This window comes from Microbacterium saccharophilum, assembly GCF_007992455.1.
GTDB lineage: Bacteria > Actinomycetota > Actinomycetes > Actinomycetales > Microbacteriaceae > Microbacterium > Microbacterium saccharophilum.
The window spans coordinates 1-20118 of record NZ_BKAH01000021.1 but is presented as its reverse complement, the minus strand read 5'-3'; the positions used below and the strand labels follow the sequence as shown (position 1 = coordinate 20118).

General features: G+C 71.6%; 17 protein-coding genes and 1 tRNA gene. 13 read left to right on the top strand and 5 right to left on the bottom strand.

The features are described 5' to 3' along the window. Positions 1-66 precede the first annotated feature (66 nt). Positions 67-798 (top strand): HAD family hydrolase, encoded by a 732-nt coding sequence (locus MSA03_RS13835; protein ID WP_028494928.1) that lies wholly within the window; start codon positions 67-69, stop codon positions 796-798. Positions 799-842: 44 nt separating this feature from the next. After that, a complete protein-coding gene (locus tag MSA03_RS13830) occupies positions 843-3377 on the top strand; it encodes a glycoside hydrolase family 65 protein (protein ID WP_147051463.1) in 2535 nt (844 codons plus the stop codon). Positions 3378-3396: 19 nt separating this feature from the next. Here the strand turns inward: MSA03_RS13830 and MSA03_RS13825 are convergent, their stop codons facing one another. Beyond that, positions 3397-4476, bottom strand: a complete 1080-nt coding sequence (locus tag MSA03_RS13825; RefSeq protein WP_147051462.1) for an NAD(P)-binding domain-containing protein — start codon at positions 4474-4476, stop codon at positions 3397-3399. Positions 4477-4565: 89 nt separating this feature from the next. On the opposite strand from MSA03_RS13825, the gene MSA03_RS13820 reads away from it, so the two are divergent. The 3 genes from MSA03_RS13820 to MSA03_RS13810 are packed head-to-tail and all read left to right on the top strand — an operon-like array spanning position 4566 to position 8265. Continuing rightward, positions 4566-6734, top strand: coding sequence for a DNA polymerase III subunit gamma and tau (locus MSA03_RS13820; RefSeq protein ID WP_147051461.1), 2169 nt, complete (start codon positions 4566-4568; stop codon positions 6732-6734). Between the two features lie 3 nt (positions 6735-6737). After that, the gene (recR, locus tag MSA03_RS13815; RefSeq protein ID WP_147051460.1) at positions 6738-7331 is read left to right on the top strand and encodes a recombination mediator RecR; all 594 of its coding nucleotides are present in this window, start codon (positions 6738-6740) and stop codon (positions 7329-7331) included. A gap of 13 nt (positions 7332-7344) precedes the next feature. Continuing rightward, entirely contained in the window at positions 7345-8265 is a 921-nt protein-coding gene (locus MSA03_RS13810) for a DMT family transporter (protein WP_147051459.1), read from the top strand. A 32-nt stretch (positions 8266-8297) separates the two neighbouring features. Here MSA03_RS13810 and MSA03_RS13805 read toward each other — a convergent pair whose 3' ends face one another. Next, a complete protein-coding gene (locus MSA03_RS13805) occupies positions 8298-8705 on the bottom strand; it encodes a hypothetical protein (protein WP_028494932.1) in 408 nt (135 codons plus the stop codon). Positions 8706-8843: 138 nt separating this feature from the next. Between MSA03_RS13805 and MSA03_RS13800 the strand changes: the two genes are divergently transcribed. The 8 genes from MSA03_RS13800 (at position 8844) to MSA03_RS13765 (ending at position 18209) form a co-directional block, all read left to right on the top strand. Next, on the top strand, positions 8844-10130 hold the full coding sequence (locus MSA03_RS13800; RefSeq protein WP_147051458.1) for an aspartate kinase: 1287 nt from the start codon (positions 8844-8846) through the stop codon (positions 10128-10130). 280 nt (positions 10131-10410) lie between these two features. Continuing rightward, positions 10411-11481: an aspartate-semialdehyde dehydrogenase gene (locus MSA03_RS13795; RefSeq protein ID WP_147051457.1), complete on the top strand. Its 1071-nt coding sequence runs from the start codon at positions 10411-10413 to the stop codon at positions 11479-11481. Between the two features lie 123 nt (positions 11482-11604). Then, entirely contained in the window at positions 11605-13080 is a 1476-nt protein-coding gene (locus MSA03_RS13790) for a malate:quinone oxidoreductase (protein ID WP_147051456.1), read from the top strand. Between the two features lie 23 nt (positions 13081-13103). Beyond that, entirely contained in the window at positions 13104-15020 is a 1917-nt protein-coding gene (locus MSA03_RS13785; protein WP_147051455.1) for a DUF2207 family protein, read from the top strand. Between the two features lie 7 nt (positions 15021-15027). Then, positions 15028-15453, top strand: a complete 426-nt coding sequence (locus tag MSA03_RS13780) for a pyrimidine dimer DNA glycosylase/endonuclease V (RefSeq protein WP_147051454.1) — start codon at positions 15028-15030, stop codon at positions 15451-15453. A gap of 19 nt (positions 15454-15472) precedes the next feature. Further along, a complete protein-coding gene (locus tag MSA03_RS13775) occupies positions 15473-16126 on the top strand; it encodes a thymidine kinase (RefSeq protein ID WP_147051453.1) in 654 nt (217 codons plus the stop codon). Positions 16127-16197: 71 nt separating this feature from the next. Continuing rightward, positions 16198-16908 carry a FadR/GntR family transcriptional regulator gene (locus tag MSA03_RS13770; RefSeq protein WP_036272121.1) on the top strand — a complete coding sequence of 237 codons (711 nt, stop codon included), beginning with the start codon at positions 16198-16200 and terminating at the stop codon, positions 16906-16908. A gap of 20 nt (positions 16909-16928) precedes the next feature. Further along, entirely contained in the window at positions 16929-18209 is a 1281-nt protein-coding gene (locus tag MSA03_RS13765; protein WP_147051452.1) for an alpha-hydroxy acid oxidase, read from the top strand. Positions 18210-18212: 3 nt separating this feature from the next. Here the strand turns inward: MSA03_RS13765 and MSA03_RS13760 are convergent, their stop codons facing one another. The 3 genes from MSA03_RS13760 to MSA03_RS13750 all read right to left on the bottom strand — a co-directional run. Next, positions 18213-18977, bottom strand: a complete 765-nt coding sequence (locus tag MSA03_RS13760; protein WP_147051451.1) for an HAD-IIB family hydrolase — start codon at positions 18975-18977, stop codon at positions 18213-18215. A gap of 87 nt (positions 18978-19064) precedes the next feature. After that, positions 19065-19138: transfer RNA gene (locus tag MSA03_RS13755), tRNA-Pro, on the bottom strand. A 48-nt stretch (positions 19139-19186) separates the two neighbouring features. After that, positions 19187-20118: metallophosphoesterase (locus MSA03_RS13750; RefSeq protein ID WP_244946444.1), on the bottom strand; the 932-nt coding region annotated here is incomplete at its 5' end.

The window sequence follows — 20118 nt, the reverse complement described above, 5'->3', positions numbered from 1 at the left end:
CGGCACGCGCCCGGCATCGGGTCGGCGGCTTCGTCCGTACCCCCGGCACGCGACTACGCTGGGACCGTGACAGCCGACGAACTCCCCGATCTGACCACGTACGACGGCGTCCTCTTCGACCTGGACGGCGTGCTCACCCCCACCGCCGAAGTGCACATGCACGCGTGGCAGGCGATGTTCACCGAGCTCTTCACTGACTGGGGGATCACCCCCGCCTACACCGAGCGCGACTACTTCGACTACCTCGACGGGAAGAAGCGCTACGACGGCGTCGCGAGCCTGCTGCGCTCCCGCGACGTCGAGGTGCCGTGGGGCGAGCCGTCCGATCCGACGACCGCTGACACCGTCTGCGGCATCGGCAACCGCAAGAACGTCGTCTTCGAGCGGGTGCTCCGCGACGAGGGGATCGCGCCCTACCCGGGCTCGCTCGCGCTCGTCGAGAAGCTGCAGGCCGCCGGCGTCCCCATCGCCGTCGTCTCGAGCTCGAAGAACGCCGAAGAGGTGCTGCGCGCCGCCGGCATCCGCGACCGCTTCCCGGTCGTCATGGACGGCGTGATCGCGGAGAACGAGAACCTCCCGTCCAAGCCCGCGCCGGACGTCTTCCGGGAGGCCGCCCGGATGCTGGGGGTCGACCCTGCCCGCAGCGTCGCCGTCGAGGACGCGCACTCCGGCGTCCAGTCCGCCGCGGCCGCCGGCTACGGCCTCGTCGTGGGCGTCGACCGCGGCGTCGGCGCCGCGACCCTGATCGCCAGCGGTGCGCACGTCGTCGTGGACGATCTGGCCGCGTTCGTCTCCTGATCTTCCCGAGCTTGACCGTTCCCGAGCCACCCGAGAGGCCGCACATGATCGATCGCGATCGCTTCCCCGTCGATCCGTGGCGTCTCATCGAGACGCGCCCGTCGCTGGAGGACGTCGGCCTGACGGAGACCCTCTTCGCGATCGGCAACGGCTACCTGGGCCTGCGCGGCAACCAGCCGGAGGGTCGCCACGCGCACGAGCACGGCACCTTCATCAACGGCTTCCACGAGACGTTCCCCATCCGCCACGCCGAGCAGGCGTACGGGTTCGCCGAGGAGGGGCAGACGATCATCAACGCCCCCGACGCCCAGGTGATGCGGGTGTACATCGAGGACGAGCCGTTCGCGTTCGACACCTCGGACATCCGCGAGTACGAGCGCGTCCTCGACATGCGGGAGGGCGTGCTCACCCGGCACATGCGCTGGACGACCCCGAGCGGCAAGGACGTCTCCATGGAGATGCGCCGCATGGTCTCGTTCGAGGAGAAGCACCTCGTCGTCATGAGCGTGACGGTGACCGTGCTCAACGCGGACGCCCCGGTCACCGTCAACTGCCAGATCATCAACCGGCAGGACGGCGCCGACGTGTACGGCGGGACCGCCCCCCACCTGTCGAAGGCGGGATTCGACCCGCGGAAGGCGGAGCGCATCCAGGACCGCGTCCTGCTGCCGCAGGAGTTCTGGCAGGACGGCCCGCGCACCGCGCTGTCCTACCGCGTGGCGGCATCCGGGATGTCGATCGCCGTCGTCGCCGACCACCAGATCGAGACCGAGAACGAGTACGACCACCGCACGCTGATCGAGGCCGACATCGCCAAGAACGTCTTCCGTGCGCAGGCCAAGGCGGGCGTCCCCATCACCGTCACGAAGACCGTGAGCTACCACACCTCCCGCGGCGTGCCGGCGCGCGAACTCGTCGACCGGGGCCGGCGGGCCCTGGACCGCGTCCGCGACCAGGGTGTGCAGGCGCAGTTCGACCGGCAGGCCGCGTGGTGCGCGGACTTCTGGAACCGCTCCGACGTGCAGATCGGCGGTCACGACGACCTGCAGCAGGCGACGCGCTGGTGCCTCTTCCAGCTCGCGCAGGCCGCGGCGCGCGCCGACGGACTGGGCGTCCCCGCCAAGGGCCTGTCCGGGTCGGGGTACAGCGGGCACTACTTCTGGGACACCGAGATCTACGTGCTCCCGTTCCTCATGTACACGACGCCGCTGTGGGCGCGCAACGCGCTGCGCATGCGCCACCTGATGCTGCCGGCGGCCCGCAAGCGGGCCGGTCAGCTCAACGAGGCGGGGGCCCTCTTCCCCTGGCGCACGATCAACGGCGAGGAGGCCTCGGCGTACTACGCCGCCGGCACCGCGCAGTACCACATCAACGCCGACGTCACCTTCGCGCTCGCGAAGTACGTGCGTTCGACGGGGGACGAGGAGTTCCTCCACCGCGTGGGCGTCGACATCGCCGTGGAGACCGCGCGCCTGTGGGCGACGCTCGGGTTCTGGCGCTACTCCGAGACCGGACCCGACAGCTTCCACATCCATGGCGTCACCGGCCCCGACGAGTACACGACCGTCGTCAACGACAACCTGTTCACGAACGTCATGGCGCGGTTCAACCTGCGCTTCGCGGCGCACGTCATCCGGGACATGCAGCGCGACGCCCCCGAGGCGTACCGGCACGCCGTCCAGCGACTGGATCTCGACCCGTCCGAAGCCGAGGCGTGGGACGCCGCAGCCGACGCCATGCACATCCCGTACAGCGAAGCCCTCGGCATCCACCCGCAGGATGCCGTCTTCCTCGAGCGCGAGATGTGGGACCTGGAGAGCACGCCGCCGGAACAGCATCCCCTGCTGCTGCACTTCCACCCGCTCGTGATCTACCGCTATCAGGTCCTCAAGCAGGCCGACGTCGTGCTGGCCCTGTTCCTGCAGGGCAACCACTTCACGCCCGAGGAGAAGCTCGCCGACTTCGAGTACTACGACCCGCTGACGACGGGCGACTCGACGCTGTCGGCCGTCGTGCAGTCGATCCTCGCGGCGGAGGTCGGGTACCAGGATCTGGCGCTGGAGTACTTCCACGAGTCGCTCTTCGTCGACCTCGGCGACCTGCACCACAATTCCTCCGACGGCGTGCACGTCGCGTCCGCCGGCGGTGTGTGGACGGCGTTGGTCTCCGGCTTCGGCGGCATGCGCGACTACTTCGGCGCCCTGACGTTCGACCCGCGCCTGCCCGCGGACTGGCCGTCGCTGTCGTACACGCTGCACTGGCACGGCACGCCGCTGCGGGTCGGCGTCACGCGCGACGCGCTGACGATCATCGCGGGGGACGAGGGTGAGCCCGTCTCCTTCTCGGTGCGCGGCGAGGACCACGTCATCGCCCCCGGCGAGACGGTGGTCGTGACGCTCGATGGCCAGGGGCCCGTGCTGCCCGGCCGTCCGACGCTCGGCGATATCGGCGAGTCGCTGCGAGAGGACGGCACGCTGCTGTCGGCCTCCGTGCCGACCACGACGACGAGCATCCCGATCGTGACGGCGGCGATCCCCATCGTCGGCGGCGACGTGAGCCACCTCGGCGTGGACGCCTGATCGCGCCGGCGGTCCGCCGTCAGGCGGGCACGGACTCGGCGACGACCGCGCGGGCCGCGTCGCGCCCGGCGCGGTTCGCTCCGACCGTGGACTGCGACGGGCCGTAGCCGATCAGGAACAGGCGCGGCTCGTCGATCGCGCGCCCGTTCGCGACCCGGATGCCGCCTGCTGCGGTGCGCAGCCCGAGCGGGGCGAGGTGGGCGATGTCCGGCCGGAACCCGGTGGCCCAGAGGATGACGTCGGCCGGTTCGACGGTGCCGTCGGGCATGCGCACGCCGTGCTCTTCGATCGCGGCGAACATCGGATGCCGCACCAGCACGCCCCGGTCCTGAGCGGCCTGCGCCCACGGCGTCCAGTGCTGTCCGGTCACCGAGATGACGCTCCCCGGCGGCAGCCCGCGGCGCACCCGCTCCTCGACGCCGGCGATGGCGGCGACGCGGGCCGCGGTGTCGAACTCCGTCGCGTCCCACACGACCTCGTGGCGGGTGACCCAGAACGTGTCGGCCACGCGCGAGATCTCCTCGAGCAGCTGCACGGCGGAGATGCCGGCGCCCACGATGACGACGCGGAGCCCCGCGAACTCGTCGGCCGACACATAGTCGTGCACGTGCAGCTGCCGGCCGGCGAACCGCTCCTGACCGGGATAGTGCGGCCAGAAGGGCCGCCGCCAGGTGCCCGTGGCGTTGATCACGTAGCGCGCGGCCCACGCGCCCTGGTCGGACTGGACGAGGAGGCGCCCGGACGGCGAGTCGTCGATGCGCCGCACCGCCGAGACGGTGACCGGCCGGAGCACCCGCAGATCGTGGCGCTCCTCGTAGTCGGCGAAGTAGGCGGGCAGGACGTCGCGGCTGGACGCGTGCGGATCGGCGGGAGGGACGGGTGCGCCGGGCAGCTCGTGGATGCCGTTGACCGTCCCCATCCGCAGGGACGCCCAGCGGTGCTGCCACGCCCCGCCGGGGGCGGCGTCGGCGTCGAGGACGATGAACGACGGGTCTGTCGGGGACGCCGGGACGAAACCGCGCCGGCGCAGATGGTACGCGGCGGAGAGCCCCGCTTGACCGGCGCCGATCACGGCGACGTCGACGGGGGCGGGCTGCACACGGGGTGCAACGCCGCGGCGGCGGGACGTGTTCCCGGGGCCCGCTCCGCGGCGGGCGCGATGTCGGCGGCACGCCGTAGTCTGGTGTCGTGACCACCGCCCTGTACCGCCGCTATCGTCCCGAGACGTTCGGCGAGATGATCGGGCAGTCGCAGGTGACCGAGCCGCTCATGACCGCGCTGCGCGGCGACCGGGTCGGGCACGCCTACCTCTTCTCCGGCCCGCGCGGCTGCGGCAAGACGACTTCGGCGCGCATCCTCGCGCGGTGCCTGAACTGCGCCGCCGGGCCGACCGACACCCCGTGCGGCACCTGCGACAGCTGCGTCGAGCTCAGCCGCGGCGGCGGGGGATCGCTGGATGTCGTGGAGATCGACGCCGCGTCGCACAACGGCGTCGACGACGCACGTGATCTCCGCGAGCGCGCGATCTTCGCCCCCGCCCGCGACCGGTTCAAGATCTTCATCCTCGACGAGGCGCACATGGTCACGGCTCAGGGCTTCAACGCGCTGCTGAAGCTCGTCGAGGAGCCGCCGGACCACGTCAAGTTCATCTTCGCGACGACCGAGCCCGAGAAGGTCATCGGGACCATCCGCTCCCGCACCCACCACTACCCGTTCCGCCTCGTCGCGCCGGGCCCCATGCTCGAGTACGTCGAGCAGCTCTGCCGCACCGAGAACGTGCAGGTCGAGCCCGGCGTCCTGCCGCTCGTCGTGCGCGCGGGCGGCGGGTCGCCCCGCGACACGCTGTCGCTCCTGGACCAGCTGATCGCCGGATCGGAGGACGGCGCCGTCAAGTACGAGCGCGCCGTCGCCCTCCTCGGCTACACGCATGCCGAGCTCCTCGACGAGGTCGTCGATGCGTTCGGCGCCCACGACGCGGCCGCCGCGTTCTCCGCCGTGGACCGCGTCGTGCAGACCGGGCAGGATCCGCGCCGCTTCGTCGACGACCTGCTGGAGCGGCTCCGCGACCTCATCATCGTCTCGGCGACCGGCGCCGGCGCCGCCGCCGTGTTCCGCGGCATCACGGCGGACGAGCTCGACCGCATGGGCCGTCAGGCGGCCGCGTTCGGCACCGACCGGCTGTCCCGCATCGCCGACCTCGTCGTCGCGACGCTCGACGACATGACCGGGGCCACGTCGCCGCGGCTGCAGCTCGAGCTGCTCGTGGCGCGCGTGCTCGCCGGAGGTGAGGGCGCGGCGCCGGTCGCTGCGCCGGCGCCTGCCGCGGCCGTGTCCGCCCCGACATCGCCGCCACGCGCCCCCGCTGCGCACACACCGGAGACTCCGGCGCCCGTCGCTGCCGGTTCCGGCGCACCGGGGATCGGGGCCTCGGGTGCGGCGACCGCCATCCCGGCCGCGGAGGCACCCGCCGAGCCCGCACCCGCCCCGGTCCCGACCGGACCCATCACGTTCGAGCAGATCCGCGACGCGTGGCCGGAGATCCTGAACCGCCTGGAGCCTGTCAGCCGCTCCTCGTGGATGATCGCGACCGCTGCGCGCCCCGTCGCCTACTCCGACGCCGGGGTGCTGACGCTGTCGTTCCAGAGCCAGGCCGACGTCACGGCGTTCAAGAAGCTCAATGCCGGTCAAGGGCCGAGCGAAGACCTGCGCGGCGCGATCCACTCCGTCCTCGGCGTCCGCGTCAAGTACGTCGCCAAGCACGACTCCGACCCGACCCCGCCGCCGTCCGGCGGCCCGGGCGGCGGCTCCGGCGGCGGCTCCGGTCCCGCCGCGCCCGCCGGAGGCACCGGACCGCGCCCGGGCGCAGCGTCCCGTCCGTCCGCCGCACCCGCGGCCTCGCCCCGCTCCGCCGCTCCGGCGCCGTCCGCGGCCGCCGCGGCACCGGTCACCGAGTGGGCCGTCGCGCCGATCCCGACCTCCGACGACGCGCCCGCGGCATCCTTCACGGCCGACGCAGCGCGGGCGGCGGCTGCCCCGCTCGCCGTCGACGACGAGCCGGAGGAGGCCGAGTCCGCCCCCGTCCGCACGCTCACCCTGCCGCGCGAGGGCGACATCATCCCGCTCCCCGACGAGGCGCCGGACGACGAGGAGGACGTCCCGCCGCCCCCGGACGACGACGCGCCCATCCCCGCGCGCGCCCCGGTCGCCGTCGAACGCCCCGCCGCCGAGCGCCCGCCCGCCCGCGCGCCCCGCCGCGGCGGCATCGAACGCGTCGGCGAGGCCGTGGTCCGGCAGGTGCTCGGGGCGACCTTCGTCCGCGAGGAGCCCTACACCGCGCCGACGACGAGGTTCAGCTAGCCCATGTACGACGGCATCGTCCAAGACCTGATCGACGAGTTCGGGCGCCTCCCCGGCGTCGGCCCGAAGTCGGCGCAGCGCATCACCTTCCACATCCTGCAGACGCCGACGTTCGACGTCTCCCGGCTCGCGACGCTGCTCGGCGAGCTGCGCGAACGCGTGCGGTTCTGCGAGATCTGCGGGAACGTCTCCGAGCAGGACCGCTGTGGCATCTGCCGCGACCCGCGCCGCGACGACACGCTCATCTGCGTCGTCGAAGACGCCAAGGATGTCTCGGCGATCGAGCGGACCCGCGAGTTCCGCGGTCTCTACCACGTGCTCGGCGGCGCGATCAGCCCGATCGCCGGCATCGGTCCCGACGACCTGCGCATCACCCAGCTGATGCAGCGCCTCGCCGACGGCCGCGTGCAGGAGGTCATCCTCGCCACCAACCCCAACCTCGAAGGGGAGGCGACGGCCACCTATCTCAGCCGTCTGCTGCACACCCTTGAGATCAAGGTCACCCGCCTCGCGTCGGGGCTGCCGGTCGGCGGCGACCTGGAGTACGCCGACGAGGTCACCCTCGGCCGCGCGTTCGAGGGACGCCGCAACGTCTGATGCGCGCCGTCTGATGCCCGGTACGACCGTCTCCGGACGGGGCTGGCTGCTCTACGGCGCCATGGCCCTGCTCTGGGGCGTGCCGTACCTGCTGATCAAGGAGTCCGTCGAGACGTTCTCGCCCGCCGCCGTCGTCGCGGGGCGGACGCTCCTGGGCGGACTCATCCTGCTGCCCATCGCGCTGCACCGCCGCGCGCTCCGGCCCGCGCTCCGGCTCTGGCCGTGGGTGCTGGCCTTCGGCGCCATCGAGATGGCCGGCCCCTTCGTCCTCCTCGGCCACGCCGAGCAGACCCTCCCGTCCGGGACGACGGGGCTGCTCGTGGCGACCGTCCCGCTCTTCGCCGCCATCATCGCGCTCCTCCGCGGCGACCGCACCGCGCTCTCGCCCCTTCGCGCGATCGGCCTCCTCGCCGGATTCGCCGGCGTCGCCGTCATCGTCTCCGGGCCGGGGCTCGCCGTGGGCGGCGACCCGGCCGCGCTTCTCGCCGTCGGGGAGGTGCTGCTCGTCGCGCTCCTCTACGCCATCGCGCCGTTCATCATCGCGACGAAGCTCGCCGGCGTCCCCTCCCTCGGCAGCATCACGGTCTCGCTCCTCGCCGTCGGGATCGCCTACCTCCCCATCGCGCTGCTCACGCCGCAGGAGCCGCCGACGCTGCGCAGCGGTCTGTCGCTCGTCGCCCTCGGCGTGCTCTGCACCGCCGTCGCCTTCGTCGCCTTCTTCGCCCTCATCGCCGAGGTCGGTCCCGTGCGCGCGCCGCTGTTCACCTACGTGAACCCGATCGTCGCAATCCTGCTGGGCGTGCTCCTCCTCGGCGAGCACCTCACGACCGGCCTGCTCCTCGGCCTCCCGCTCGTGATCGCCGGATGCTGGCTCGCCGCGACCGGCGGCCGACTCCGGCCGCGCCGACCCCCGGAACTGCCGCCCGCGGTCTGACCGGTCGGCGCCCACCCGGCCGGCCGCTCCGTTCAGCCGAGCGGCGCGAACGCGTCCGGGTCGTTCGTGAGGACGACGCGGAGCGCGTCCTCCACGTCGGTGTCGTCGAGCGTGTACGTCGCGTCGATGCGCTCCTCGGCGGCGTCCTCGTCGTCCTCGCCGTCCTCGTCGCTCGCCCGCTCGCGCAGCTCGAGCACGGCGTTGTCGATGGCGCCGCCGGCGTCCTCCAGCCCGAAGAAGCGGTAGGCGTCCACGACGGCATCCACGGGGTAGACGTCGTCGTTCATGTGCAGCTCCACCGCGTTCAGCAGCCCGCCGTCCATCACGAGGCCGTGGAAGGTGAGGACCGTCAGCAGCGCGGCATCGCCCGGGTGCGTCGCCGCGGCGGGGGAGTCGAGGTCGAGCGCTCGGTTCCAGATCTCGTCGACGTGGGTGCTCATACCTCCACGGTACGCCGAGTGCCGGATCCTGACACATGGCATCGCCGGAATCCGCGGCTCCGTAGAATGGTCCTTCGGGTGCGGCATCCGCCCGCCCGCCGGCCTCAGCGTGCCGGCCATCATCCGGGAGTCGCACACGTGGCGCTGATCGTCCAGAAATACGGCGGGTCGTCGGTCGCCGACGCCGAGAGCATCAAACGCGTCGCGAAGCGCATCGTCGACACGCGTCGCGCAGGGCACGACGTCGTCGTGGCCGTCAGCGCGATGGGCGACACCACCGACGAGCTGCTCGACCTCGCCGCCCGGGTCGCCCCCATCCCCGCGCCGCGCGAGCTCGACATGCTGCTCTCCAGCGGCGAGCGGATCTCGATGGCGCTCCTGGCCATGGCCATCCACTCGATGGGCTTCGAGGCGCGCTCCTTCACCGGCAGCCAGGCCGGCATGATCACGGATGCCACGCACGGCGCGGCGCGCATCGTCGACGTCACCCCCGTCCGCCTCCGCGAGGCGCTCGATGAGGGCGCCATCGTCATCGTCGCCGGGTTCCAGGGCTTCAACCGCGACACCCGCGACATCACCACCCTCGGCCGCGGCGGGTCGGACACGACCGCCGTCGCCCTCGCCGCCGCACTCAAGGCGGACGTGTGCGAGATCTACAGCGACGTCGACGGCATCTACACCGCCGACCCCCGCGTCGTGCCGAGGGCCCGCAAGCTCGACGTCATCTCCGCCGAGGAGATGCTCGAACTCGCCGCCAACGGCGCCAAAGTCCTGTACATCCGTGCGGTCGAATACGCCCGCCGGCACGGTGTCATGATCAACGCCCGGTCGACCTTCAGCTCGGGGCAGGGCACGTACGTGCTCGGACCCGGGATGACGGCGCCGGACCTCGGAGAGGAATCGACCATGGAAGAGCCGATCGTCGCCGGTGTCGCCACCGACCTCAGCCAGGCCAAGATCACGATCATCGGCGTCCCGGACGTGCCCGGCAAGGCGGCCGAGATCTTCACGGTCGTCGCCAAGTCCGGCGCGAACGTGGACATGATCGTGCAGAACGTCTCCGCCGCCGCCACCGGCCGCACCGACATCTCCTTCACGCTGCCCAAGGCCGACGCCGCCACAGCGCTCCGGGCCCTCGCCGGCGAGCAGGCCGACGTCGGGTTCGAGAGCCTCGTGCACGACGACCAGATCGGCAAGCTCTCCGTCGTGGGGGCCGGGATGCGCACGCACTCCGGCGTCTCGGCGACCCTCTTCGAGGCGCTGTCCACGGCGGGCGTCAACATCGAGATGATCTCGACCTCGGAGATCCGCATCTCCGTCGTCGTCCGCGGCGATGACCTCGCCGAGGCCGCGCGGGTCGTGCACACGGCGTACGGCCTGGACGGCGACACCGAAGCCGTCGTCTACGCCGGCACCGGCCGCTGACCCCGTCCGGGGCCGGCGCGCCCGGCTCGCTGCGCCGCGCTGACTGGCGCTGCACCCCGCTCACCGAAGTCCGGCGATCAGCCCGGATCAGGCGGATTCCGCGCGGATCGGCCTGAGCCCGGCAGATCGCCTGAGCCGCGGCGCTGCCCGGACCGGCAGGAAAGCGCCGGGATGCGGCAGTCGCGGGCTGCAACAGAGGGGATGCCGGCATCCGGCGGCCGGTAGAATCGCGGGAACGCCCGATCGGGCACCCTCCCCGCTCCACCGCAAGGACACCGCCATGACCCGTATCTCCGATTCCGGACTCTCCGTCGCCGTCGTCGGCGCCACCGGCCAGGTCGGGACGGTCATGCGGGAGATCCTCATCGAGCGCGCGTTCCCGATCGGCGAGCTGCGCCTGTTCGCCACGGCCCGCTCCGCGGGCACGGCCGTCGAGTTCGCCGGGCACTCCGTCATCATCGAGGATGTCGCGACCGCCGACCCCGCAGGCATCGACATCGCGCTGTTCTCCGCGGGGGCGACGGGCTCCCGTGCGCACGCGCCCCGTTTCGCCGAGGCCGGCGCCGTCGTCATCGACAACTCCAGCGCGTGGCGGATGGACCCCGAGGTTCCCCTGGTCGTGAGCGAGGTCAACCCGCACGCGATCCTGGACCTGCCCAAGGGCATCATCGCGAACCCGAACTGCACGACCATGGCCGCCATGCCGGTCCTGAAGCCCCTCCACGCCGAGGCGGGCCTCGAGCGCCTCATCGTGAGCACCTACCAGGCCGTCTCCGGCTCGGGCATCGCCGGCGCGCAGGAGCTCCTCGGCCAGGTCGAGGGCGTGCTCGCGCAGGGCGACACCCTCCGCCTCGTGCACGACGGCTCTGCCGTCGACTTCCCGCAGCCCGAGAAGTACGTCGCGCCGATCGCGTTCGACGTCATCCCGTTCGCCGGCAACCTCATCGAGGACGGCCTCAACGAGACCGACGAGGAGAAGAAGCTCCGCAACGAGAGCCGCAAGATCCTCGAGCTCCCCGACCTCCGCGTCGCCGGCACGTGCGTGCGGGTCCCCGTCTTCACCGGCCACTCGCTGTCGATCCACGCCGAGTTCGCGCGTGAGATCAGCCCCGAGCGCGCCCGCGAGCTGCTCGCCGGCGCTCCCGGCGTCACCCTCGAGGAGGTGCCGACGCCGCTGCAGGCCGCCGGCAAGGACCCGAGCTTCGTCGGCCGCATCCGCGCCGACCAGTCCGCCCCCGAGGGCAAGGGCCTCGTGCTGTTCCTCAGCAACGACAACCTGCGCAAGGGCGCGGCCCTGAACGCCGTGCAGATCGCCGAGCTCGTCGCCGCCCGTCTCGGCGCCGGGGTCTGACCCGAGGCTCGGCGGGACGCCCGACGCGGACCTTGCCCCCCTGGCAAGAAGCGCGTTCCTTGACGCTCCGCCGACCCGCGCTCCGGTCGGCCGCCCCCGAATCGGCGCCTAGACTGGAACATTGTGAGTGAGACAGTCGACGTCGCCCTGATCGGCGGTGGCATCATGAGCGCCACCCTCGGAACCCTGCTGAAGCAACTGCAGCCGGACTGGAAGATCGTCGTCTGCGAACGCCTCTCCGAGGTGGCGCAGGAATCCTCCAACGCCTGGAACAACGCCGGCACCGGCCACGCGGCCCTCTGCGAGCTGAACTACATGCCCGAGGGCAAGGACGGCTCCGTCGACCCCGCCAAGGCCGTCGCGATCAACGAGCAGTTCCAGCAGAGCCGTCAGCTGTGGGCCTCGCTCATCGAGCGCGGCATCCTCGATGAGCCGTCCACCTTCATCAGCGCCACCCCGCACATGACGTTCGTGCAGGGCGAGAAGGACGTCGCGTACCTCAAGAAGCGCTACGAGGCGCTGAAGACCCAGCCGCTGTTCCAGGGCATCGAGTACTCCGAGGACTCCCGGGTCATCAACCAGTGGGCGCCGCTGCTCATGCAGAAGCGCCGCAAGACCGACGAGCCCTTCGCCGCGACGCGCGTGCCGGCCGGCACAGACGTGGACTTCGGGGCGCTGACCCGTCAGCTCTTCGACCACCTGCAGGAGCAGGGCGTCGACGTCGTCACCAACTGCGAGGTGCGCAACCTCACGAAGCAGAAGGACGGCACCTGGAAGGTCGCCTACCGCAACGCCCTCGGCAAGACCCCGGGGAGCTTCAACGCGCGCTTCGTCTTCGTCGGCGCGGGCGGCTGGGCCATCAAGCTGCTGCAGCGCTCCGGCATCCCGGAGATCAAGGGCTACGGCGTCTTCCCGATCGGCGGCCAGTTCCTGAAGACCACGAACCCGGCCGTCGTGGCGCAGCACAAGGCCAAGGTGTACTCGCAGGCCTCCGTCGGCGCGCCGCCCATGTCGGTGCCGCACCTGGACACCCGCGTCGTCGACGGGGAGTCCTCGCTCCTGTTCGGTCCCTTCGCGACCTTCAGCCCCAAGTTCCTCAAGCACGGCCGGCTCACCGACATCGTCGCGCAGGTGCGCCCGGGCAACCTCTGGCCCATGATCAAGGTCGCCCTCGACAACCCGAGCCTCATCACCTACCTCGTCAGCGAGCTGCTGAAGAACCACAAGAAGAAGGTCGACGCGCTCCGCACCTTCATGCCGACCGCGAAGGACGAGGACTGGGAGCTCATCCAGGCCGGTCAGCGCGCGCAGGTCATGAAGAAGGACCCCGAGAAGGGCGGCGTGCTCCAATTCGGCACCGAGGTCGTCACCTCCGCCGACGGCACCATGTCCGGTCTCCTCGGCGCCTCGCCGGGTGCCTCGACGGCCGTCTCCATCATGCTCGGCCTCCTGAAGACCTGCTTCCCGGACCGCGTCGCCGAGTGGGGGCCGGCCCTCGCCGAGCTCATCCCGAGCTACGGCGAAACGCTCAACGGTGACGCGGAGAAGGCCCGGCAGTCGGTCGCCGCGACGGCGGAGGCACTGGCGATCAACGCCTGAGTCCACCGTCTAGCCTGGGAGTCATGCGCTCTCGACGGATGCCGGCACTCCTCGCGGCGGTCGTCGCGCTCCTGTTCGTCCTCGTGCCCGCGGGCGCCGCGCACGCCGACGTCGACGACTTCGAGTTCGAGTCGTTCACGGGCGACTACTACCTGAGTCGAGCCACCACCGGGAAAGCCCAGCTGTACGTCGAGGAGACGATGGTCGCCCTCTTCCCGGATGCCGACCAGAACAAAGGCCTCGTCCGCGCGCTGCCGAAGAGGCAGTCCGGCATCGACCTGGACACCCAGGTGCTCGAGGTCTCCGGACCCGAGGGCGCCGCCGTCCCGTGGTGGACCGAGGAGGACGAGGACTGGGTGTACGTCCTCACCGGCGACGACGACTACGTGCAGGGCCGCAACAGCTACACCTTCCGCTACACCATGAGCGACGTCGTCATCCGGTATCCCGACACGGGGGCGGACGAGTTCTACTGGGACACCGTCGGCACCGATCACGCGCAGGACGTCGCGGATGTGGCCATCACGGTGCACCTGACGGGCACGGTCGCGCGCGACCTCCTCGACGGCAGCGCCTCCTGCTACGAGGGTCCGGAAGGCTCGACGGAGGCCTGCGAGCTCGCGGGTCCCGAGCCGGACGGTGACTGGTCCTACGACGCCGCCTCCTGGGCGGCCTGGCACGGCGCGTCCGCGGCCGGCGCCGTCGCGTTCACGGTGCAGGCGGGCCCGCTCGCCGCGGACGAGAACGTCTCGGTCGCGCTCGGCTTCACCGTCGGCGCCTTCGCGGCGGCCAGCCCGCCTCCGCCTCCGCCGTACCCGTGGTGGCAGTGGATCGTCCCCGTGCTCGGCATCGCGGTCGGCGTGCTGGGGCTGCCGCTCCTCCTCCTCGTCCGCGCACGCCTGCGCCGGAACCCCGACGACAACCCCGTCCTCGTGCAGTACTGGCCCGCAGAGGACGAGTCGCTCACCCTGTCGGCCGGCGTCCTGGACGTGCCCGCCCGGGCGCTGGCCGCCCACACCGTCGACCTCGCCGTGCGGGACAAGCTCGAGATCCACGGCACGGGCGACCGCGACGCCCCGGAGGACTTCGACCTCGTCCTCACGGACGTCAGCGGTCTCGACCACGACGACAAGCGGGTCGTGCAGACGCTGTTCGGGCGGAAGTCGAAGCCCGGCTCCCGCATCGCCCTGCAGACGTTCGCGAGCGCCGCGCCCAAGCGGGCGGTCACGTATGTGCGCCGCATCGACGAGTTCACGATCCAGCGCGGGTACCGCACGGCCCGGCCCCGGTGGGTGGAGGGCCTGCGGTGGGGGATCGGCGTCGGCGCCGTGGTCCTGGGCGCGTTGCTGCTTTTCGGCGCGGCCGACGTCGACGTCATCCCGTTCCCCGTCCTCGCCGCGGCGTTCCTGGCCTGCGTCCTCGCCTTCATCGCCTCGTTCGCGGTGCCGATGCCGGCGACGGTGCTGACGGTCGCCGGGGGCATGCATGCGCACGAGCTCGACGGGATCCGCGAGTACCTGCGCCTCGCCGAGGAGGACCGCCTGCGCGCCGCGCAGACGCCGCGCACCGCCGACCTCGTCTCCTCCGGCCGGCGCTCTTTCGGCGACGAGGCACCGGGCACGGTGGTCAACGTCTACGAGCGCCTGCTGCCCTATGCCGTCCTGTTCGGGATGGAGGAGGAGTGGGCGGCCGTCATCCGTGCGCAGCTGCCCACTGACCGGCTCGAGGCGCGAGCAGGTCTCTTCGATGCGCTCTCGTCGCGCTCCCTCGCCGACGCGTCGTCCTCGGTGGGACGCCTCGCCGCGACGCCGGTGTCGACCTCGAGCGGATCCGGGTCGTCGTGGAGTTCGTCGAGCAGCGGATGGTCCTCGTCCGGCGGGTCCTTCGGGGGCGGGTTCTCCGGCGGCGGGGGAGGCGGCGGCGGCATCGGCGGCCGCTGACGCGCGAATGAGACTCTGGTCGCTGCACCCGTCGATCCTCGACCGCGCCGCGCTCGTGGCGTGCTGGCGGGAGGGGCTGCTCGCGCAGAAGGTGCTCGCCGGCGGGACGAAGGGGTATACCCGCCATCCGCAGCTCCAGCGCTTCCAGCAGGTCGAGGATCCGCCGGCCGCCATCGGGCACTTCCTGCAGGCGCTGCAGGCGGAGGCGACCGCGCGGGGGTACCGCTTCGACAGCACGCGCATCGCGCGACCGGATGCCGGCTGTCCCGGTATCCCTGTCACCTCCGGGCAGCTGGGGTACGAGCTGGCGCACCTGCGCCGCAAGGTGGCCGAGCGCGCGCCGCTCTGGCTGCCCCGGCTGCCGGAGGTCGCCGCGCCGGCGCCGTCGTTCGTCGAGGTCCCCGGCGGGATCGAGGGGTGGGAGCGGCCCTGAGGGGCCCTAGAATCGATCGGTGGCCAAACTGTACTTCCGCTACGGCGCGATGAACTCCGGGAAGTCCACGGCCCTGCTGCAGGCGGCCTACAACTACGAGGAACGCGGCCAGCGGGTGCTGCTGGCCAAGCCCGAGATCGACACCAAGGGCGCCGACAAGATCGCGAGCCGCCTGGGCGTCGAACGCACCGTCGACTTCCTCGTGGCCCCGGAAGCCGACCTCCGCGCGCTGTTCACGACGCATCGTGCCCGTGTCCGCCGGGAGTCCGACAGTGCGCTCATCCCCGATCCGGTGCCCAGCGGCTCACGTCCCGACGTCGCGTGCCTCCTCATCGACGAGGCGCAGTTCCTGATGCCTGCGCAGGTCGACGATCTGCTGCGCATCGCCGTGAACGACGGCATCCCGGTCATCGCCTACGGCATCCGCACCGATTTCCAGACCAGCGCCTTCCCCGGTTCCGCGCGACTGCTCGAGATCGCGCACAGTCTGGAGGAGCTCAAGACCATCTGCCGCTGCGGCAGCAAGGCGCTCTTCAACGCCCGGCTCGTCGGGGGCCGTTTCGTCTTCGACGGCGACCAGGTCGCGATCGACGAGCTGAGCCCCGACCGCGTCACCTACGAGTCGATGTGCGCGGACTGCTACCTGAGCGAATCGGGCGGACGCCTCCGGTAGCCATCCTTCAGCCGTTTGCAAGGTCAGACCATGGCGACTAGTGTGGTCCGACAGCAGACGAAGGGAAGCGCATGTCACCGCAGACCACCGCACGGGCCTGGCGTGTCGTGCTCGAGAAGATCGAGAACGACCTCCTCGAGGGGAAGCTCGGGCCGGGCGACCGGCTGCAGCCCGAACGCGAACTCGCCACGACGCTCGGCGTCGGGCGCTCGAGCGTCCGCGAGGCGCTGCGCGTCCTGGAGGTCATGGGCCTCATCCGCACCGGGACGGGATCGGGGCCTACGTCGGGCGCCATCATCGTGGCGACACCGCTCGGCGGGCTCTCGCAGTTCCTGCGGCTCCAGGTCGCCGCGCAGGGCTTCCCCATCGGCGATGTCGTGGAGACCCGTCTCCTGCTCGAGGACTGGACCGTCGGGCGTCTCGCCGAGACCGACGAGCCCGAGCTCGCCGAGGCGCTCGCCACCCTGCAGGCCATGAGCGAGGACGGCGTCACGACGGAGGAGTTCCTCGCCCTCGATTCCCAGTTCCATGTGCGCCTGGCCGATGCCACCGGCAACCAGATCGTCGCGGCGACGATGGGCGGTCTCCGCACCGCGATCGAGGGGTACGTGCTGACCGGGTCGCAGCGCCTGACCGACTGGGACGCCACCGCGGCGCGCCTCGTCCACGAGCACCACGGCATCATCGAGGCGATCACGGCGGGGGAGCCCGACACCGCCCGCGAGCGTGTCCGCGCCCACATCACCGGCTATTACGCGGCCACCGGTCTCTCGGCCGAGTGACCCCTTACGGAAGGATCACCATGGTTCAGCGCCAGCTGCCCAAGGTCGGCGAGCTCCTCGAGCTCATGCAGTTCAAGAAGCCCGAGCTCGACGGCACGAAGCGCCGCCTGGAGGGCGCGCTCACGATCGCCGATCTCCGCACGATCGCGAAGCGCCGCACCCCGAAGGCCGCGTTCGACTACACCGACGGCGCCGCCGAGGGCGAGCTGTCGCTCGCGCGGGCCCGGCAGGCCTTCGAGGACATCGAGTTCCACCCCGACATCCTGCGACCCGCCGCGAGCGTCGACATGTCCACGGAGATCCTGGGCGGCCGCTCGGCGCTGCCGTTCGGCATCGCGCCGACCGGCTTCACGCGTCTCATGCAGACCGAGGGCGAGATCGCCGGAGCGGGCGCCGCCGCGGCCGCCGGCATCCCGTTCACGCTCTCCACGCTCGGGACCACGTCGATCGAGAACGTCCGCGCCGCCAACCCGCACGGCCGCAACTGGTTCCAGCTGTACGTCATGCGCGATCGGGAGATCTCCTACGGGCTCGTGAAGCGCGCCGCCGAGGCCGGCTTCGACACGCTCATGTTCACTGTCGACACCCCCGTCGCCGGCGCCCGGCTGCGCGACAAGCGCAACGGGTTCTCCATTCCGCCGCAGCTGACGGTCGGCACGATCGTCAACGCCATCCCGCGCCCGTGGTGGTGGATCGACTTCCTCACGACGCCGAAGCTGGAGTTCGCGTCCCTCACCACGACCGGCGGCACGGTCGGCGAGCTGCTGGACGCCGCGATGGACCCGACCATCGGCTACGACGACCTCGAGGTCATCCGCAGCCTCTGGCCCGGGAAGATCGTCGTCAAGGGTGTGCAGAACATCGCGGACAGCAAGCGCCTCGTCGACCTCGGTGTGGACGGCATCATCCTGTCCAACCACGGCGGCCGGCAGCTGGACCGCGCGCCGATCCCGTTCCACCTCCTCCCGCACGTCGTGCGGGAGGTCGGCAAGGACGCCACCGTCATGATCGACACCGGCATCATGAACGGCGCCGACATCGTGGCATCCGTCGCGCTCGGCGCGAAGTTCACGCTCATCGGGCGCGCGTACCTCTATGGCCTGATGGCCGGCGGGCGCCGCGGCGTCGACCGCACGATCGCCATCCTGCGCAGCGAGATCGAGCGCACCATGAAGCTGCTCGGCGTCTCGAGCCTCGAGGAGCTCGAACCGCGCCATGTGACGCAGCTGCAGCGGCTCAGTCCTGTGGCGGTCCCGGCCGCGCGCGCCGCCCGGCCGCGCCAGGTCGCCGCGAAGGGCTGACGCTCAGCGCACCGGGAGGGTGGGCACGAGCTCCTCGAGGTAGGAGATCGTGTCCTCCCACCCGGCGACCGCGTGGCAGGTGACGCCCATCGCGAGGACGGGGTAGTCGTTGCCGTTCTCGTCGAGGCGGTCGCCGACGAAGAGCATGTCGTCGAGGGCGATGCCGGTCTGGTCGGCGAGCTGCCGCATGCCGTACGCCTTGTCGATGCCGTGCTGGGTGATGTCCACCGAGGTGGATCCGCCGGAGCGCACCTCCAGGTCGGGGATGCGGGCCTGCACGGCCTCGCGCAGGGTGTTCTTCTTCTCGCCCGTCGGGTCCCAGGCCATCTTCGCGTCGACGGGAGCGCTTTGGCCGAGCGCGGAGAACGTGATCTGCGAGCCGCGGTCCTCGAGGATGTCGCCCCACGTCTCCGACTCCCAGAGTCCGAGGCGGCGCGCCTCCTCCTCGACGGCGGTCAGGGCGCGGGTCTTCTCGTCGTCGGTGAGCGCGTGCGCGTAGACGGTCTCCACGCCGTCGCCGGTGATCCGGTAGTACTGCGTCCCGCAGGTCGGCAGCAGGTGGATGTGGTGGAGGACGGCGGTGCCCGCCGCCGGCAGGCGATCCACGACCTGCTTCTGGAACTGCGCGAGCTGGCCGCCGGAGATGATCGCGACCTCGACCCGCTCGGCCAGCGCGATCAGCAGTTCGCCCATGCGCGGCGCGATGGCGCTCTTGGAGGGGGCGAGCGTGTCGTCCAGATCGAAGGCTACGAGGCGGGGAGTGGTCATTGCTGCTCCTGATCGGGTTCCGGTCTGCGACGATGCGAAAGGCCCCGTCCCCGGTCTTCGCAGACCGGGGACGGAGCCTCTCCGTTGTCGGGGTGACAGGATTTGAACCTGCGGCCTCGTCGTCCCGAACGACGCGCGCTACCAAGCTGCGCCACACCCCGTGGCAACCCCCCGAGTCTACCCTGTTCGGGCGCTCGGGACGAATCGGCTCACCCGATGGGCCGGAGGGTGAGGACGGAGACCTCGGGACGGCACCCGAAACGCACGGGGGCGTAGATCGAGTGTCCGAGGCCCGCGCTCACGTTCAGCGGGATCGTCCGCTGCGCGTGGGTCCAGGAGCTCAGTCCGCGGGCCTGATCGAGGGGGATGTCGCAGTTCGCGACGAGCGCCTCCGGCGAGAACGGGATGCGGACCTGGCCCCCGTGCGTGTGCCCCGCGAAGAGGATGTCCGCCCCCGCGTCGGTGAAGCGGTCCAGGACGCGGCGGTAGGGGGCGTGCGTCACGCCGATCGTCAGGTCCGCCGCGGCGCGATCCTGGAGCCGCTCCAGCGCGGCGAGGGATGCCGGGATGTCGTCCCAGTCGCGATGCGCGTCGTCGATCCCGAACGCGTCGACGCGCAGTCCGCCGACGTCGCGCGTGGCCGCGGTGTTGTCGAGGTCGGTCCAGCCCAGCTCATGGGTGAAGAAGTCGTCCATCGTCGCGGTGTCGATGCCGGGCGCGGCCCGTCCGTGCCGCGAGGGCCCCGAGAAGTACTTCAGCGGGTTGCGGGCGGAGGGGCCGACGCGGTCGTTGGATCCGTGCACGTAGAGGCCCGGGATGCCGCGCAGCGGCGCGAACGCCCGCCGGATGCCCTCGAGTCCCCGCTCATGGCCGAGGTTGTCGCCGGTGTTGATCACGAGGTCGGGCTGCACCGTGTCGGCGATCCGCGCGATCCAGCTCTGCTTGTACCGCTGCCAGGGCGCCATGTGCGCATCGGAGAGGTGCAGGATGGTCAGCGGCGCCGCGCCGCGGGGGAGCAGCGCCAGCTCGTGCCGGCGGACGGCGAACAGGTACCGCTCGATCCCGACGCCCCAGACGGCAGCGCCGGCGCCGAGCGCCGCGACGGCGCCGGCCCCGACGAGCCAGGGGCTCGCGGGGCCGG